At 74.6% G+C, this 16,349-nt stretch carries 15 protein-coding genes and 1 riboswitch; of the genes, 8 read left to right on the top strand and 7 right to left on the bottom strand.

What is annotated here, in order from left to right; genetic code table 11:
- Positions 1–35 precede the first annotated feature (35 nt).
- Positions 36–1,853, top strand: a complete 1,818-nt coding sequence (locus DQE82_RS20695; protein ID WP_043330892.1) for a glycerol-3-phosphate dehydrogenase/oxidase — start codon at positions 36–38, stop codon at positions 1,851–1,853.
- Between the two features lie 66 nt (positions 1,854–1,919).
- Positions 1,920–2,429, top strand: coding sequence for a hypothetical protein (locus DQE82_RS20690; RefSeq protein WP_043327989.1), 510 nt, complete (start codon positions 1,920–1,922; stop codon positions 2,427–2,429).
- On the opposite strand, the gene DQE82_RS20685 is transcribed toward DQE82_RS20690, so the two are convergent.
- Complete coding sequence (locus tag DQE82_RS20685; protein ID WP_043327990.1) at positions 2,426–3,826, bottom strand: FAD-binding oxidoreductase; 1,401 nt, start codon at positions 3,824–3,826, stop codon at positions 2,426–2,428. The genes DQE82_RS20690 and DQE82_RS20685 overlap by 4 nt on opposite strands.
- A 33-nt stretch (positions 3,827–3,859) precedes the next feature.
- Here DQE82_RS20685 and DQE82_RS20680 point away from each other — a divergent pair, with 33 nt between their 5' ends.
- Positions 3,860–4,192, top strand: coding sequence for a DUF4031 domain-containing protein (locus DQE82_RS20680; RefSeq protein WP_113973536.1), 333 nt, complete (start codon positions 3,860–3,862; stop codon positions 4,190–4,192).
- Here DQE82_RS20680 and DQE82_RS20675 read toward each other — a convergent pair.
- Positions 4,118–4,753: a metal-dependent phosphohydrolase gene (locus tag DQE82_RS20675; protein WP_113973535.1), complete on the bottom strand. Its 636-nt coding sequence runs from the start codon at positions 4,751–4,753 to the stop codon at positions 4,118–4,120. The genes DQE82_RS20680 and DQE82_RS20675 overlap by 75 nt on opposite strands.
- Positions 4,754–4,821: 68 nt before the next feature.
- Between DQE82_RS20675 and DQE82_RS20670 the strand changes: the two genes are divergently transcribed.
- Positions 4,822–6,081: an aromatic acid exporter family protein gene (locus tag DQE82_RS20670; protein ID WP_043327993.1), complete on the top strand. Its 1,260-nt coding sequence runs from the start codon at positions 4,822–4,824 to the stop codon at positions 6,079–6,081.
- A 325-nt stretch (positions 6,082–6,406) separates the two neighbouring features.
- Here the strand turns inward: DQE82_RS20670 and DQE82_RS20665 are convergent, their stop codons facing one another.
- Positions 6,407–7,669, bottom strand: coding sequence for an aminotransferase class V-fold PLP-dependent enzyme (locus DQE82_RS20665; protein ID WP_113973534.1), 1,263 nt, complete (start codon positions 7,667–7,669; stop codon positions 6,407–6,409).
- A gap of 48 nt (positions 7,670–7,717) precedes the next feature.
- Positions 7,718–7,840, bottom strand: a riboswitch (SAM riboswitch).
- Between the two features lie 65 nt (positions 7,841–7,905).
- Here DQE82_RS20665 and DQE82_RS20660 point away from each other — a divergent pair.
- On the top strand, positions 7,906–9,342 hold the full coding sequence (locus DQE82_RS20660; RefSeq protein ID WP_083296944.1) for a PrsW family intramembrane metalloprotease: 1,437 nt from the start codon (positions 7,906–7,908) through the stop codon (positions 9,340–9,342).
- A gap of 4 nt (positions 9,343–9,346) precedes the next feature.
- On the opposite strand, the gene DQE82_RS30845 is transcribed toward DQE82_RS20660, so the two are convergent.
- A complete protein-coding gene (locus tag DQE82_RS30845; RefSeq protein WP_166457585.1) occupies positions 9,347–9,514 on the bottom strand; it encodes a hypothetical protein in 168 nt (55 codons plus the stop codon).
- Between the two features lie 93 nt (positions 9,515–9,607).
- Positions 9,608–9,955 carry a co-chaperone GroES gene (locus tag DQE82_RS20655; protein WP_043327996.1) on the bottom strand — a complete coding sequence of 116 codons (348 nt, stop codon included), beginning with the start codon at positions 9,953–9,955 and terminating at the stop codon, positions 9,608–9,610.
- Positions 9,956–10,109: 154 nt separating this feature from the next.
- Here DQE82_RS20655 and DQE82_RS20650 point away from each other — a divergent pair, with 154 nt between their 5' ends.
- Complete coding sequence (locus DQE82_RS20650; protein ID WP_231915501.1) at positions 10,110–11,408, top strand: AI-2E family transporter; 1,299 nt, start codon at positions 10,110–10,112, stop codon at positions 11,406–11,408.
- A 51-nt stretch (positions 11,409–11,459) separates the two neighbouring features.
- Here DQE82_RS20650 and DQE82_RS20645 read toward each other — a convergent pair whose 3' ends face one another.
- Positions 11,460–13,604 carry an ATP-dependent DNA helicase gene (locus DQE82_RS20645; RefSeq protein ID WP_113973533.1) on the bottom strand — a complete coding sequence of 715 codons (2,145 nt, stop codon included), beginning with the start codon at positions 13,602–13,604 and terminating at the stop codon, positions 11,460–11,462.
- 124 nt (positions 13,605–13,728) lie between these two features.
- Between DQE82_RS20645 and DQE82_RS20640 the strand changes: the two genes are divergently transcribed.
- Positions 13,729–14,235 (top strand): DUF402 domain-containing protein, encoded by a 507-nt coding sequence (locus DQE82_RS20640; RefSeq protein ID WP_043327997.1) that lies wholly within the window; start codon positions 13,729–13,731, stop codon positions 14,233–14,235.
- A gap of 6 nt (positions 14,236–14,241) precedes the next feature.
- On the opposite strand, the gene sigJ is transcribed toward DQE82_RS20640, so the two are convergent.
- The gene (sigJ, locus tag DQE82_RS20635) at positions 14,242–15,195 is read right to left on the bottom strand and encodes an RNA polymerase sigma factor SigJ (RefSeq protein WP_113973532.1); all 954 of its coding nucleotides are present in this window, start codon (positions 15,193–15,195) and stop codon (positions 14,242–14,244) included.
- Positions 15,196–15,365: 170 nt separating this feature from the next.
- Between sigJ and DQE82_RS20630 the strand changes: the two genes are divergently transcribed.
- Positions 15,366–16,316 carry a PPK2 family polyphosphate kinase gene (locus DQE82_RS20630; RefSeq protein WP_113973531.1) on the top strand — a complete coding sequence of 317 codons (951 nt, stop codon included), beginning with the start codon at positions 15,366–15,368 and terminating at the stop codon, positions 16,314–16,316.
- Positions 16,317–16,349: the final 33 nt, after the last annotated feature.

The following is a 16,349-nucleotide window of genomic DNA, read 5'->3' as shown; positions in this document are numbered from 1 at the left end:
CGGACGGTTACCGTGGACGGGTGCGCGACCCCAACGTGTCCCGATCCGTGGCCGGCCAGCTCTCCGCCGAGCGCCGCGCCGACGACCTGCGCCGCCTTCGGGCCGAGCGGTTCGACGTCCTGGTCATCGGCGGCGGGGTGACCGGAGCGGGCGCCGCGCTCGACGCCGCGTCCCGCGGGCTGAAGGTCGCCCTGGTGGAGGCGCGCGACTACGCCGCCGGCACCTCCAGCCGGTCCAGCAAGCTGATCCACGGCGGCCTGCGCTACCTGGAGCAGCTGGAGTTCCACCTGGTCCACGAGGCGCTGACCGAACGCGGACTGCTCGCCACCCGGCTCGCCCCGCACCTGGTCCGTCCGGTGCCGATCCTGGTTCCGCTGCCCGCCGAGGGCGGCGCGCGGGACCTGCCCCGGCGGTTCTTCCGCCGCTCCTACTACGGGCTCGGCGTGGCCGCGTACGACGCGTTCGCCGGGGTGTTCGGCGGCGGGCGGGGGATGCCGCTGCACCGGCACCTGAGCCGCGAGGGCACGCGCCGGATCTTCCCGAGCCTGCGTCCGGACAAGCTGGCCGGCGCGATCCGCTACTACGACGGTCAGGTCGACGACGCCCGTCTCGTGGTGACGCTGGCGCGTACCGCGGCGAGCCTCGGCGCGACTGTGGTGACCAGCGCCCGCGCGGTCGGCCTGACCCGCCAGGCCCGCGAGGTCACCGGCGTGCGGGTACGCGACCTGGAGGCGCCGGCCGGCTCGCCGGACGCCGAGTTCGAGGTACGCGCGCGCACCGTGATCGCCGCCACCGGCGTGTGGAGCGACGACATGTCGCGGATGCTCAACGACGTCGGGCTCCGCCCGAAGCTGCGGGTCCGGGCCTCCAAGGGGGTGCACCTGGTGGTGCCCCGCTCGGCGATCGTCGGCGAGACCGGCCTGATCCTGCGTACCGCCACGAGCGTGCTCTTCGTGATCCCCTGGGGCGGGCACTGGATCATCGGCACCACCGACACGGACTGGCAACTCGACAGGTCCCACCCGGCCGCGACCGCCAGCGACATCGAATACCTGCTCTCCCAGGTCAACACGGTGCTGGACCGGCCGCTGACCACCGCCGACATCGAGGGCGTCTACGCCGGGCTGCGCCCGCTGCTGGCCGGCGAGGCGGACTCCACCTCGAAGCTGTCCCGCGAGCACGCCGTGGTGGAGCCGATGCTCGGCCTGCTGCTGGTGGCCGGCGGCAAGTACACCACCTACCGGGTGATGGCGTCGGACGTGGTCGACCGCGCGATGCACCGGCTCGGCCGGACCCGCCCCTCGCGTACCGCCGACCTGCCGCTGCTGGGCGCCGACGGGTACGCGGCCCTGTGGCGGGACCGGGCCGACCTGGCCCGCCGGCACGGAGTCGCGGTCGGCGTGGTCGAGCACCTGCTGGAGCGATACGGCAACCTCACGCTGGACCTGCTCGCGCTGGTCGACGCCGATCCGCTGCTCGGTTCGCCGCTGGCCGGCGCGCCGGAATACCTCGCCGCCGAGGTGACGTACGCCGCCCGCGCCGAGGGCGCGCTGCACCTGGAGGACGTGCTCACCCGGCGTACCCGGATCTCGATCGAGACCAGCCACCGCGGCCTGGAGTCGGCGGAGCACGCCGCGGAGCTGATGGGCGCGGTGCTCGGCTGGGACGCGGCGACCCGGGACCGGGAGGTGGCCCACTACCGGGCGCGGGTGCTGGCCGAGCGGGAGTCGCAGCTCATGACGGACGACATCGCCGCCGACGCGGCCCGCCTCGGCGCGCCCGATGTGCGTGGTTTCGCAGCAGACCGAGGGACCGACGGCCCGGGCGTTGAACTTCCGGCCTCCCCCAGGTAGGGGATCCCCACCCCGGGCCGCTCGGCCGGTAGTGCGCGCTACCTACGGAAGTGTAGGTTTCCCCGCGTGGTCCGCCCATCATGGTCGTCGCGCGTCCCCGCCCTGTCCGCTGCCGTCCTGCTGGCGACCGCTCTGACCGGATGCGCCTTCGGCCGGGCCGAAGGCGCCACCGCGCCCGGAACAGCGGGAACAGCCAGCCCCACCCCGGCCGGCAAGCGCGTCTCCCTGGTGCAGAAGCTCGGCGACGAGGGCCCGATCCGCCACCTCGACGTGGACCCGTCCGGCCGCTGGCAGTGCCGCGACTGCGCCGGTGACGGCGTGGACGCCACCGGCACGCTGAGCCCCGAGCAGAGCCGGCGGCTCCAGCGGATGCTCGCCGACCCGGCGCTGGCGAAGGAGACCGACGAGGCCCGCGGCTACAAGCAGGGCTGCATCGGCGTGCTGACCTCGACGTTGCTCGTCCCGCCCGGCCTGACCGTCACCATCCAGGACTGCCCGGGCGAGCCGAAGCCGAAGGTGGCCTACGACGTGCTGCTGCTCGTCACCCAGGCCACGCCCGCGGAGGACAAGGGTTAGAACACCTTGCCGGGGTTGAACAACCCGGCCGGGTCCAGCGCCGCCTTGATCGCCTGGTGCACCCGTACGCCCACCGGGCCGATCTCGCGGGCCAGCCAGTCCCGCTTGAGCAGCCCCACGCCGTGCTCCCCGGTGCAGGTGCCGCCCAGCTCAAGCCCGAGCGCCATGATCTCGTCGAAGGCCCGCCGCCCCCGGGCCAGGCTGTCCGGGTCGGCCCGGTCGACCACGATGTTCGGGTGCATGTTGCCGTCGCCCGCGTGACCGACCACCCCGATCGGCACCCGGCACGCCTCGGCGATCCGGGCCACCCCGTCCAGCAGTTCCGCCAGCCGGGCGCGCGGCACCGCCACGTCGTCGATGACCAGGCCACCGTTGCCGCCGGGGTAGGTCTGCGCCGCGAACCGCTCCATCGCCGGGTGGGCCAGCCGCCGGGCCTGCAGCAGCGCCGCCGCCTCGGTCGCGTCGCCGGCCGCGTAGACCTCGTCGGCGCCCGCCGCCGTGCACACCTCGGCCAGCCGGGCCAGGTCGTCGGCGGCCCGGGCGCCGGTGTCCACCGCTGCCAGCAGCAGCGCCTCGGCATCGGTGCGCAGACCCATCGGCCGGTACGCCTCGATCGCCCGCAGATGGGTCCGGTCCAGCAGTTCCAGCAGACTCGGGGTGAGCCCCCGCCCGGCGATCCCGGCGACCGCGCCACCGGCCGTGGCCACCGTGGGGAAGACCGCGACCAGTGTCAGTGACTGCTCCGGGGCCGGACGCAACGCCACTGTCACCTCGGTGATCACGCCGAGCGTGCCCTCCGAACCGACGAAGAGCCGGGTCAGGTCGTACCCGGCGACCCCCTTCGCGGTACGCCGCCCGGTGCGCAGCACCTCGCCGGAGGCGAGCACCACCTCCAGGCCCAGCACGTACTCGCCGGTCACGCCGTACTTCACGCAGCACATGCCACCGGCGTTGGTGGCCACGTTGCCGCCGACCGTGGACGACTCCCACGAGCCGGGATCCGGCGGATACCAGAGGCCGTGCTCCCGCACCGCGCGGGCGAGCGCCGCGTTGACCACGCCGGGCTGCACCACGGCGATCCGGCCGACCGGGTCGATCTCGCGGACCCGGTTCATCGCCACGGTGCTCACCACCACCGCGCCGTCCACCGCGTTCGCCGCGCCGGCCAGCCCGGTCCGCGCGCCCTGCGGCACCACCGGTACGCCGTGCCGCCCCGCCGCCCGGACCACCGCCACCACGCCCTCGGTGTCACGGGGCCGGACCACCACCAGCGGGACGCCCGAGTCGCACAGGTCGGCCTCGTCGCGGGCGTGCCCGGCCAGCAGGTCCGGGTCGGTCAGCACGGCGGCGTCGCCGAGCGCGCCCCGCAGGTCGTCGAGGAGGGGATGGGCGGCCATGCCGGGAAGGCTACCGGCGTACCGTCTGTTGCCGTGCTCTACCTGGACCCGCCCGCCGTGCCCTGGCGCGGCCGGCTCTGGTCGCACCTGATCAGCGACGTCTCGTACGCCGAGCTGCACGCGTTCGCGGAGATGCTCGGCGCGCCCCGGCGCGGCTTCGACCGGGACCACTACGACGTGCCCGCCGAACGGTTCCGGGCGGCGGTGTGGCTGGGCGCGACTGTCGTGCCCTCGCGGGAGATCGTCCGGCTGCTGCGGGACACCGGCCTGCGCCGTCCGAAGCATCGCTTCTCAGGCCAGCGCGGCCAACTCCCGGGACAGGTTGGCCCGGGCCCGGGACTCCCAGCGGGCGTGCGGCTCGGGTAGCCGGTACAGCGCCGGCAGCGCGAGCAGGTGCCGCAGCGCCGCCGACCGGCCGGCGCGGAAGTCCGGGTCGGGCACGTGCGCGTACTCGGCGCGGATCGCGGCGGCGTACCTGTCGTAGCGCTCCCGCGGGGCCGCCAGCACCGCCAGGTCCGCGTCGCAGAGCAGCGCGCCGTCCGGGTCGTCCGGCCCGACCGCGTGACCGGCGGTGAGCAGCACCAGGCGGCGTACCCCGGTCACCGTCGCGGCCGGGAGCCCGGCGGCGGCCAGCAGCTCGCCGCCGAGGTCGGCGCTGGCCCGCTCGTTGGCGTCGCCCGCCGCGCGCGGGTCGTAGACCGCGTCGTGGCACCACGCCGCGAGCCGGACCAGGTCGGGGTCGCGGGCCAGCCCGGCGTACGCGTCGACCACGTCGAGCACCGCCCGCAGGTGCGCCTCGTCGTGGTAGCGCCGGTGCGGCTCCCGCCAGCCCGCCAGCAGCCGGGCGCCGGCCCGCTCGACAGCCGCCGGATCGGTCGCGCCCGCCGCCCGCGCCGTCTCCCGCCACCGTGCCGTCAGGTCGTCCATCGGATGCAGTCTGCCCCCTTCGGCCCGGGTAGAGGGATTCAGCCGGGGCGGTACGGGTAGTACCGGCCATGGCCCGGGACGGACGACTGCAGTTCTTGCGTCGCGGAAAGCTGCGTGAGGGGCGGGCCGACCGCGACGGGCAGCGGATCGCCTCCGCGATGGAGGAGCTGCGGCACCGGGGCAAGGCGACCCTGCACGACCGGCTGCACCGGGTCCGGACCGCGTTCGGCCTGGCGGTGCAGGCCGGGCTCGCCGCCGGTCTGGCGTACCTGATCTCGCACCGGCTGCTGAAGAACCCCCAGCCGGTCTTCGCCCCGATCTCCGCCGTCGGCACGCTCGCCGCCTCGGTGGGGCAGCGGTTCCGGCGTACGGTCGAGCTGATCGCCGGCGTGGCCGTCGGCGTGCTGGTCGGCGACGCGCTCATCTACTTCGTCGGCACCGGCGCCTGGCAGCTCGCGCTCGTGGTGACCTCGGCGATCCTGCTGAGCATCTTCGCCGGGGCGAGCGTGGCGATCGTGATCCAGGCCGCGGCCACCGCGGTGCTGATCGTGACGCTCAGCCCGTCCACCGAGAACCTGGAATTCCCCCGCTTCATCGACGCGTTACTCGGTGGCGGCATCGCGCTGCTCGTCACCGCCATCCTGCTGCCGCTCAACCCGCTACGGGTGATCAACCGGGCCGCCCGGCCCGCGTTGGACCTCCTCGCCGACCAGCTCGACGCCTGCGCCGAGGCGCTGCGAAACCAGGACCGGGAGGCGGCCCAGCGCGCGCTGTTCCGGCTGCGGGAGAACAAGGAGGAACTGGCCGCCCTCTCCGAGGCGATCGAGGGTGCCAAGGAGACCAGCACGCTGTCCCCGGCCCGCTGGCACCGGCGCGGCGAGCTGACCCACTACGCGGAGGCGGCCGACCCGATCGACCGGGCCATGCGCAACACCGGCACGCTGATCCGCCGCGCGGTCACCATGATCGAGGACGACGAACCGGCCCCCGAGCCGATGCCGGACGCGATCGGTCATCTGGCCGAGTCGGTGCGCCTGCTCCGGCACGAGTTCGCCGCCGGGCAGGAGCCGCAGGAGGCCCGCGAACGGTCGCTGCGCGCGGTGAGCGAGGCCGGCCGGGCGTACGCCGAGGGGGTCGGCTTCTCCGGCAGCGTGGTGATCGCGCAGGTGCGTACCACGGCGAGCGACCTGATGGTGGCCTCCGGTATCGAGCAGGAGGAGGCGAACCGCCTGGTCCGGCAGGCGTTCGGCGAGAAGGAGCACCGCACCGGCCCACCCACCGACCGCAACCCCGCCGCCCACCCACCCACGGCCCCCCCAGTCGGCTGACCCGCCCCCGTCCCGCCGCCCGCCCGCCGCCTGCCCGCCCCGCCGCCTGCCCGCCGCGTTGATCAAGGAGTTTGTGTCCCTCCCGGAGATCAACTCGGACCCAAACTCCTTGATCACCTCCATGGGGGCCGGCTGATCATGAAGTTGGCTGGCGGGAAAGCGCTTTCTGTGACCGCTAACTTCATGATCGCCCCGATGGGGCCCCCGGGGGGCGAGATCTTGGTACGGGGACGCCCCCACCGGGGCGTCCCCGTACCAAGATCTCTGGCTGTCGTGGGTGCGGACGGGCCGGTTGCTCTTGGGCGGGAGGGGGAGGGGGGTTGGGTTAGGGGAGGTGGGACAGGGCGGTCAGGAGGGCGTCGACCTGGGGCTCGGTGGTGCCCAGGCCCAGGCTGGCGCGCAGGGCGGTCGGGGGCAGGTCGGTGCGGCCGGTACGGGCGGCGGCCTCGGCCAGCAGGCGACGGGTCAGCGGGTGGGCGCAGAACAGGCCGTCCCGTACCCCGATCCGGTGCCGGCTCGCGAGATGCGCGGCCACGTCTGCGGAGTCCCGCCCGGCGACCACGAAGCTGACGATGCCCACCCGTGGGGCGTCCGGGCCGAACATGCGCAGCTCGACCACGTCGGGCAGCGTGGCGAGGCCGCGGCGCAGCCGGGTCAGCAGCGCCTGTTCCCGTACGTGCAGCGCCTGCCGGTCGGCCTCGCCGAGCGCGGCGCAGACCGCCGCCAGCGCCACCGCGCCGAGCAGGTTCGGGGTGCCGGCCTCGTGCCGGGCCGGGCCGGTGGTCCACCGCACCTCGTGCGTGGCCGCGCCGACGTGGCTGGTGGCGCCGCCACCGGCCAGGTACGGCGGGGCCGCGTCCAGCCAGTCCGCCCGCCCGGCGAGCACGCCCGCGCCGAACGGGGCGTACAGCTTGTGGCCGGACAGCGCCACGTAGTCCACGTCCATCGCGGCCAGGTCGACCGGGGCGTGCGGGGCGAGCTGCGCGGCGTCGACCAGGATGCGGGCGCCGTGCCGGTGGGCGACCCGGGCCAGTTCGGCGACCGGCCACACCTCGCCGGTGACGTTGCCGGCACCGGTGACCGCGACCAGCACCGGCAGGCCGGGCCGGGCGTCGCGGGCCAGCTCGCCGAGCGCCGCCGCGAGGGACCGGACCGCGCCGGCCGGGCTGTCCGGCACCGGCAGGCGTACCGAGCCGCGCGGCCAGGGCAGCAGGTTGGCGTGGTGCTCGCCGCCGAACGTGATCACCGTGGTGCCCGCGGGCAGCGCACGGGCCAGCAGGTTCAGCGCGTCTGTGGTGTTCCGCGTGAAGATCACGTGGTCGTCGGGGCGGGCGCCGAGGAAGTCGCCGACGGTCTGCCGGGCCTGCTCGTAGGCGAGCGTGCAGCGCCGGGACAGCGCGCCCGCGCCGCGATGCACGCTCGCGTACCAGGGAAGGAGCCCGGCCACCGCGTCGGCCGCGGCCCGCGCGCACGGCGCGCTGGCGGCGTGGTCCAGGTTGATCTCCCCCGGTACGCCGAGCACGCCGAGCGGGTCGGGCCGGACCGGCGCGGGCAGCACTGGCGACGGGGGTACGAGAGTGAGGGTCATGCCGGAGCCTCCCGGGTCACAGGTGGACCCCGGGTGGTGCCGGGACGGGGTCCGCGCTTGCCCAGCACGCGGAGCGGCGCTGGGCCCGGTCATCACCCGGGGCACCCCACCGCGAACCTCGACGAGGGTTGCCGGCCAGCAAGCCGGGGCTTGACGCTGGCGCTCGTGACCTGTTCGGGAGCATAGCCGTAGCGTTCGGCCCGGACCAGTGGGTCGCGGGTGACTACGCTGACCGCATGGCCGACACCCCGCCCGGCGGAGCCCTGCCGCCGCCGCCCGCGCCCGCCGCCCCGTCGCCGGGAGGGCCGACGCCCCGGATGCCGCTGCGCCGGCTCGGCTGGCGGCGCTTCCTCGCGCTGGCCGGTGTGGTGCTGCTGATCGCGGCCGGCGCGCTGTTCATGGTCTTCACGCTGGGCGAGAGCCTCGGCGCCGAGGCGCTGCTGGTGGGCCTGGTCGCGGCGATCCTGCCGGTGCCGGTGCTGGTCTCCTGCTTCCTGTGGCTCGACCGCTACGAGCCGGAGCCGTTGAAGTATCTGATCTTCTGCTTCGCGTGGGGCGCCTTCGTCTCCACCGCGATCTCGCTGCTGGTCAACGAGACCGGCGCGCGGCTGTTCGACGACCTGGGGCTGCCCGCCGCGCTGACAGCGGTGCTCGTCGCCCCGTTCATCGAGGAGCTGACCAAGGCGGCGGGCCCGCTCCTGGTGCTGATCTTCCGGCGCCGGGAGTTCTCCGGGATCACCGACGGCCTGGTCTACTGCGGGCTCTCCGCGGTCGGCTTCGCCATGGTCGAGAACATCCTCTACCTGGGCGGGTACGGCTACCGCACCGGCGTGGAGCAGTACGGCCCGGCCACCGGCGCGCAGCAGGTGATCGCGATCTTCATCGTCCGGATCCTGCTGTTCGGCTTCGCCCACCCGCTGTTCACCTCGATGACCGGCGTCGGGCTGGGCGTCGCGGCGCGTACCGCCGACCGGCGGGTACGGGTGCTCGCCCCGCTGGCCGGCCTGCTGCTGGCGATGATCCTGCACGGCACCTGGAACCTGCTGCCCTCGCTGGCCCAGGCCACCGGGCAGACGGTGATCGTGCTCTACGGGTACATCGGCGTGATGGTGCCGATCTTCTTCGCCATGGTGGGGCTGGCGATCTGGCTGCGCGCCTGGGAGGGCCGGCTCACCGAGCGCACGCTGCCGGACTACGTGCGGGCGGGCTGGCTCACCCCGCCCGAGGTGGCCGCGCTGGGCAGCCTGGGCCGCCGGCACGCGGCGCGTACGTGGGCCCGGCGGGTCGCCGGTGACGGCGGGGTGAAGGCGATGCGCGGCTACCAGTTCGCCGCGACCCGGCTCGCGCTGCTGCGCGACGGCATGCGCCGGGGACTGGACCGCAAACCCGCCGAGCGGGAACGGACAGCGCGGGAGGAACGGGAACTGCTGGAGGCGATCTCCGCGTACCGGTCGTTCTTCGTCGGCCGGGACCCGCAGGCGCCGGTCGGGGTCTGGGACGGTCAGCGCTACCACCTGCGGTTCCCGGACGGTTCGCAGCGCCCGGTGGAGGCGCCCGACGACCCGGTGGTGCCGATCCCGGTGGTGCTCGCCGCGCCGCCCGCGTACCCGCCGCCCGGCTACGGCCCGGGCGGCTGGCACGGCCCGGGCGCGCCCTGGCATCCCGGGCGCTGACGGGTCAGCTCATCAGGCCGGTCAGGAAGTCGCCGAGCCCCTGGGCGATGGCCATGAGCGCGGCCCCGATCCCCCTGAACACCTGCGCGGCCCCGTCCGGACGGAACGCCATGAAGTAGATCAGGAACGCGAGGAATCCCCAGGCGAGGATCTTCTTGATCACTACCGGCATGGTGTCCCTCCCCAGGGCGCTCAGGTGCCTGGGCTTCCCGCCGGGAAGCGCCGCAAACGGCGCCGATGCCGGGTCGGAGGGTGGAGAGCCGGATCAGAGGTAGAGGCCGGTGGAGCCGGCGGCGGTGCTCTCCACCCGCTCGGCCGCCACGGCGTGCACGTCCCGCTCGCGCAGGAGCACGTACGCCCGCCCGTGCAACTCGACCTCGGAGCGGTCGTCCGGGTCGAAGAGCACCCGGTCGCCGGCCACGATCGAGCGGACGTTCGGCCCGACGCCGACGGCTGTCGCCCAGGCCAGCCGCTTGCCCACGGCGGCGGTCGCGGGGATCACGATGCCGGCGGTGGAGCGGCGTTCGCCCTCGGCGCCCTCGGTGCGTACCAGCACGCGGTCGTGCAGCAGGCGGATCGGCAGCCCGGCGTCGAGACTCTGGTCGGCGGTCACGCGAAGACGCTACCGCGTGCCCGGCTGTCGATTCCGCCGTGGTTCGCAGGAGCGCCGGGCGGGCAATGTGTGGCCGAGCCGCCCTAGGGTGGGGCGAGCAGACGTATCCTGTGCCCCCTGCGACGTGGTGGGGCCGACTTTGCCGGAGGTGCGCTTGAGCCGCTTCGAGCGGATGCGCGGACGGCTCCGCCGCGCGTACGAGTCGGGCCGGGAGGCCGCCCGGACCCGCCGGGCCGACCCGGAAGCGGCGCCGGGGGAGGCAGGAGTGGCCTCGCCCGCGTCACCGGGACCGTCGGCGTCGCCGGAGGCGACTGTGGTGGGCGTCGAGCCGCCGGCCGCGATGCACTCGTCGACTGTGAGCCGGGACGACACCGAGGTGCCGCACGCGCTGCGGATCACCGCCGCGTGGTGCTGGCGGCTGATCGTGATCGGCATCGTGACCTGGGCGCTCATCAAGATCATCGGCACGATCAGCATCGTGATCATCCCGCTGACCGTCGCGCTGCTGCTCTCCGCGCTGCTCGCCCCGGCGGTCGGCTGGCTGCTCCGGGCCCGCCTGCCCCGCTCCCTGGCCACCGGTGTGGTGCTCGTCGGCGGCCTGGCCGCCGTGGTCGGCACGCTGACGCTGGTGGTCAACGAGTTCATCAAGGGCGTACCGGAGCTGAGCGAGAAGTCCTCGCAGGGCATCCGGCAGATCCAGGACTGGTTCAAGACCGGCCCGCTGCACCTGTCCGACAGCCAGCTCGACCGCTACATCAACGAGGCGCAGAACTGGATCAACGGCAACACCGAGCGGTTCACCAGCGGGGCGCTCAGCACCGCCGCCACGCTGGCCGAGGTGCTCACCGGCACCGTGCTCGTGCTCTTCGCCACGTTCTTCTTCCTGCGTGACGGCAACTCCATCTGGCGGTTCCTGGTCCGGCTGCTGCCGGTCGCGGCCCGCTGGAAGGTCGACGACGCCGGTCGCGCGTCCTGGGCGACGCTCGGCGCGTACGTGCGGGCCACCGTGCTCGTGGCCTTCATCGACGCGGTCGGCATCGGCATCTTCCTGGTGCTGTTCGACATCCCGTTCGCGTTCCCGCTGGCCGCGCTGGTCTTCCTGGGCGCGTTCATCCCGATCGTCGGCGCGTTCCTGTCCGGCGTGGTCGCAGTGCTGGTCGCGCTCGTCGACAGCGGCCCGGTGACCGCGCTGATCATCCTCGGCGTGGTGGTCGGGGTGCAGCAGGTAGAGGGCCACGTGCTCCAGCCGCTGATCATGGGCCGGGCGGTGGCCATCCACCCGCTCGCCGTGATCATCGGCATCGCCGCGGGCGTGGTGCTGGCCGGCATCGCCGGCGCGCTGGTCGCGGTGCCGCTGATCGCCGTGCTCAACACCGCGGTCCGGCGGCTCGCCGCGCGTACCGTGCCGGACACCCCACCGGACGCGGTGGTGGTCGCCTCCCAGGCGCCCTGACCCGCACGACCCCCTGACGCCCGTGTCGCCCCGCCCGGGGAGGCGCGGGCGTCAGCTCTTGGCGAGCCGTTCCAGCGCGCCCCGGGCCACCTCGGGCCGGGTCGTGTACCAGAACGGCGGCAGCGAACGGCGCAGGAACGGGCCATACCCGCGCGCCGTCTCCAGCCGCGAGTCGAGCACCGCCACCACACCCCGGTCGCCGGTGGCCCGGATCAGCCGGCCGACGCCCTGGGCCAGCCGGACCGCCGCGATCGGCACGCTCACCGCCGCGAAACCCGAGCCGCCACCGGCGTCCACCGCCGCGGCGCGCGCCGCGGCGAGCGGCTCGTCCGGCCGGGGGAACGGCAACCTGTCGATCACCACGAGCTGGCAGGCGTCGCCCGGCACGTCCACCCCCTGCCAGAGCGACATCACCCCGAACAGGCAGCTCTCCCGCACCTCGCGGAACCGGCGCACCAGCAGCGGCAGCGCCTCCTCGCCCTGCAGCAGCACGGGCAGGTCGGTCCGCGCGCGGACCAGCTCCGCCGCCTGCTGCGCGGCCCGTCGCGACGAGAAGAGCCCGAGGGTACGACCACCGAGCGCCCCGACCAGCGCCAGCAGCTCCTCACCGGCCGGCCCGGGCAGCCCGGAGACGCTGGGGCGGGGCAGGTGCGCGGCCACGTACAGGATGCCCTGCCGGGCGTAGTCGAACGGTGAGCCGACGTCCAGCGAACTCCAGCCCGGCCCCTCGGTGGCCGGCACGGTGCCGATCGACGCCCGGCTGCCCTCGGCGGCGGCCACCGGCGGCGTGACCGGGGTGCGGCCCGCGGCGGCAGCGGTGGCGATCGCGGCGGCGGCCGGGGACGGCGGGGCGGGCGGCGGCGCGTCCAGCCCCAGCGCCCGGGCCACCGTGTCGAAGCGGCCGCCCAGCGCCAGCGTCGCCGAGGTGGCGACGACTGTGCGCTCGTCGTACAGGTGGGTGGCGAGCGTGCCCGCGACCGACAGCGGCGCGACCACCAGCGCCCGGCGGCTGCCGTTGTCCGGCTTCTCGACCCAGGCGACGTCGTGGTCGGCCTCCTCCAGCAGCCGCTGCGCGGTGGTGGACAACTCGTCCAGCACCGCCTTGGCCTGCTGCTTGCGTACCGGGTCGGGGTCGTCGGACTTCACGTCGCCGATCGCCTCCAGCGCGGCCCGGGTCGCCGAGTCCAGCAGCGTGCACGCCTCGCGCAGCGCGGGCGGCAGACCGGCGGTGAGCCGCCCGGACGGCGCCTCGGCCAGCCCCACGGCGAGCGCGTCACCGGCCTCGGTGAGCCGCTCGGCCAGGTCCGGGCGCAGCAGCGGCCGGGCCCGGCGGGTGGACCTGTCGATCAGCTCCGGCACCAGCTCGGCCTGGGCCGCCGAGGAGACCCGGTCGGCCAGCTCGTGCGCCTCGTCCACCACCAGCAGCTTGTGCGGCGGCACGATGTGCCGACCGGCGAGCATGTCGACGGCGAGCAGGCTGTGGTTCGTCACCACGATGTCCGCCTCGCGGGCGCGCGCCCGGGACGCCTCCGCGAAGCACTCCTGGCCGAACGGGCAGCGGCTCGCGCCCACGCACTCGCGCGCCGGCATGGAGACGGTGCGCCACACCTGGTCGTCCACGCCCGGATCCAGCTCGTCCCGGTCGCCGGTGGCGGTCTCCTCGGCCCAGTCACGCAGCCGCTGCACCTGCTTGCCCAGGCGGCCCGCCTCGCCGAGCCACTTGGTGCCGCCGTTGCCGGGGCGCGGCGCGTCGAAGAGCGCGTCGTCCGGCTCGTCCTCGACCGAGCTGTCCAACCTCGCCAGGCACAGATAGTGGTGGCGACCCTTCAGCACGGCGAACGTGGGGCGCCGGCCCAGCACCGGCTCGACCGCGTCGGCCAGCCGGGGCAGGTCGTGCTCGACCAGCTGGGACTGCAACGCCAGCGTGGCGGTGGAGACCACCACCGGCCCGTCCACCGTCAGCGCCGGCGCGAGGTAGGCCAGGGACTTGCCGGTGCCGGTGCCGGCCTGCACCAACAGGTGCTCGCCGGAGGCGATGCTGCGCTCGATCGCCTCGGCCATCTGCTGCTGACCGGGCCGGGCCGCGCCGCCGGGAACCGCGCCCACCGCGGCGGTCAGCAGCTCCCCGGCGCCGGCGCGACCACTGCGGCGCTTCTTCGGGACGGCCGGGCCGGTGGCGGTGCGGGACGGGGTCACCGTGCGACCGTACCCGCCGGCACCGACGGGGGTCCGGTCGCTCCGGCGGCGTGGCGGGACGGCGGGTCGCGTCCGGTTACCTCCCGATCGCGTGGCGTGGCCGGAATCGGTTAGGGTGCCAGGCATGCCGAGCGACGTGGTCCGCGTGATCTACCGCAAGTACGACGGCAGCGCCCACCGCGACTACCCGGCCCGCCGCCTCGCCGAGGACGATCTCGGCGTCTGGCTCGGCGTGCCCGCCGGCACCGAATCCGTCTACCACGGCCGCCCGTCCGTCGAGCAGATCCCGTTCGTCCTGCTGGTGCCCCACCACGGCTGGTGGACCGGCATGTTCAACCCGCCGCCGCGCACCAGCGAGGTCTACTGCGACATCGCCACCCCGGCCCGCTGGGAGGGCGCGGAGACGGTCCACCTGATCGACCTCGACCTTGACGTGGTGCGCCGCCGCGAGACCGCAGTGGTCGAGCTGCGCGACGAGGACGAGTTCGCCGAGCACCGGGCCCGCTGGGGCTACCCGGACGACGTGGTCACCGAGGCCGAGGCGGCCGCCCGCTGGCTGCTCGGCGCGCTCGGCGACGGCACCGAGCCGTTCGCCACGTCGTACCGGAAGTGGCTGGCACTGGTGGTCTGAGCCGGCTCACCAGCGCGGCGGCCAGACGGCGTCCGGCCCCAGCGGCGGCAGCTCGCCGACCTTGTCCGGGTTGAGCTGGTTGAACACCCCGGTGACCCGCCCCTCGTGGACGGCGAACGAGGTGACGATCCGCATGGTCCGCCCGTCCCGGTAGGGGACCTCCGACTGCCAGCCCAGCGTGCCGTCCACCACCACCGGCCGGACCCGCATCGCGCCCCACTTGCGGGCCTGGTTGAACAGGCCGAGGAGCAGGCGACCGGCCGCCTCCGCGCCGACAACCGGCTGGCGGGCCGCCGGGAAGTGGCCGCCGGAGTCGCCGATCGCCACCACGTCGGGTGCGAGCACCCGGACCAACTGCTCCAGCTCGCCGGACTCCACGGCGGCGACGAACGCGGTGAGTACCCGTCGCTGCTCGGCGAGGTCGGCGCTGTGCTGCGGCGCGTCCGGCCGGTGCACCGCCCGCCGGGCCCGCGACGCGAGTTGACGCGCCGCCTCCGGCGTGACCGCGAGGACGTCCGCCACGTCGGAGAACGGCACCGCGAACACGTCGTGCAGCACGAACGCCACCCGCTGCTCCGGCGTCAGCCGTTCCAGCACCACCAGCAGCGCGGTGCCGATCTGGTCGGCGCGTACCGCCCGCTCGGCCGGGTCGGGCGCGAACCCGTCCGCCGCCGGCACGGTGGTCACCACCGGCTCGGGGAGCCACTGACCCGGGTACGCCTCCCGGCGCACCCGGGCGGAGCGGAGCACGTCCAGGCAGATCCGCGAGCAGGTGGTGATGAGCCAACCGCGCAGATCGCGTACGCGGGCGCGCTGCTCGGGGTCGCTCAACGCGCCGGAGAAGCGCAGCCAGGTCTCCTGGACGGCGTCCTCGGCCTCGCTGCGGCTGCCGAGCATCCGCCGCGCGACCGCCAGCAGATGCCCCCGCTCCGCTTCGAACTCCCCCGTAAGTTCATCCACCCACCCATTCTCCCGCCCCACCACCCGCCCCGGCACCCCGCCGCCCACCCGCGCCGATCTTGCGCTTGCCGCCCCGGCAAAAGCCGCTTTCCGGATGCACCAGGGGCCGCAACTGCAAGATCAGCGGGGTGGGGCGGGCGGGAAAGGGCTTCGGGGGTGAGGATCGGGGGATGAGTGAGGTGGTGGGGCCCGAGGGCGGGCCGATGCGGGAACTGCTGCGGGTGGGGCCGGGGGCGGTGGATCTGGCGGCGATCGACCCCCGGTCGACGCCCGGGCTGCCGGCGGTGGCGGGGCGCGGGCCCGCGCGCAAGGAGTGGGCACGTGCCCAGGTCGAGCTGGTCGGCGCGGAACTGGGGCGGCAGCAGGAGATGCTGTACGCCTCGGCGCAGGGCGCCGCCGGACCGGGCGGTGCCACGAGCGCGCCGGCCCAGGCGGGCGCGGGGCTCGGTGAGGGCCGGCCGCGCCGGCTGCTGCTGGTGCTCCAGGCGATGGACTGCGGCGGCAAGGACGGCACGGTGAAACGGGTGGCGGGCGCGATGAACCCGCTCGGGCTGCACATCCGCTCGTTCGGGCCGCCCACCGAGGAGGAGCTGCGGCACGACTTCCTGTGGCGGGTACGCCGGGCGCTGCCGCCGCCCGGGTACGTGGGCGTGTTCAATCGCTCGCACTACGAGGACGTGCTGATCGCCCGGGTCGAAGGGCTTGTCGACGAGGCGACCTGGCGGTCCCGGTACGCGATCATCAACGACTTCGAGCGGGAACTGGCCGAGCAGGCGGTGACCGTGATCAAAGTCATGCTGCACATCTCGTACGCGGAGCAGGGCGAGCGGCTGATGCAGCGGCTGACCGACCCGACGAAGTTCTGGAAGTACAACCCCAGTGACCTGGACACCCGGGCACGATGGGACGACTACCAGGCGGCGTACGCCGAGGCGATCGAGCGGTGCGGCGCCGACGACGCGCCCTGGTTCGTGGTCCCGGCGGACCGCAAGTGGTACCGGGACTGGGCGGTAGCCCACCTGCTGCGCGAGACGTTCGACGAGTTGCATCTGGGGTATCCGCCTGCCGATTTCGACGTTGAACGGGAGCGTGACCGGTTACGGAGCCAACTCGGCGGGTGATCAGGTGAACGGAAGGTGAACGAGCGGTGAATC

Origin of the sequence: Micromonospora sp. LHW51205 (assembly GCF_003315815.1) — a bacterium.
Lineage (GTDB): Bacteria > Actinomycetota > Actinomycetes > Mycobacteriales > Micromonosporaceae > Micromonospora > Micromonospora chalcea.
This window is presented reverse-complemented; position numbering and strand designations above follow the sequence as displayed.

Excerpts from the sequence above, each read along its gene's own strand:
- DQE82_RS20665 (WP_113973534.1), bottom strand. The coding sequence starts at position 7,669 with ATGACCCTCACTCTCGTACCCCCGTCGCCAGTGCTGCCCGCGCCGGTC.
- DQE82_RS20640 (WP_043327997.1), top strand. The coding sequence starts at position 13,729 with ATGCCGAGCGACGTGGTCCGCGTGATCTACCGCAAGTACGACGGCAGC.
- DQE82_RS20670 (WP_043327993.1), top strand. The coding sequence starts at position 4,822 with ATGGCCCGGGACGGACGACTGCAGTTCTTGCGTCGCGGAAAGCTGCGT.
- DQE82_RS20660 (WP_083296944.1), top strand. The coding sequence starts at position 7,906 with ATGGCCGACACCCCGCCCGGCGGAGCCCTGCCGCCGCCGCCCGCGCCC.
- DQE82_RS20685 (WP_043327990.1), bottom strand. The coding sequence starts at position 3,826 with ATGGCCGCCCATCCCCTCCTCGACGACCTGCGGGGCGCGCTCGGCGAC.
- DQE82_RS30845 (WP_166457585.1), bottom strand. The coding sequence starts at position 9,514 with ATGCCGGTAGTGATCAAGAAGATCCTCGCCTGGGGATTCCTCGCGTTC.
- DQE82_RS20630 (WP_113973531.1), top strand. The coding sequence starts at position 15,366 with ATGAGTGAGGTGGTGGGGCCCGAGGGCGGGCCGATGCGGGAACTGCTG.
- DQE82_RS20675 (WP_113973535.1), bottom strand. The coding sequence starts at position 4,753 with ATGGACGACCTGACGGCACGGTGGCGGGAGACGGCGCGGGCGGCGGGC.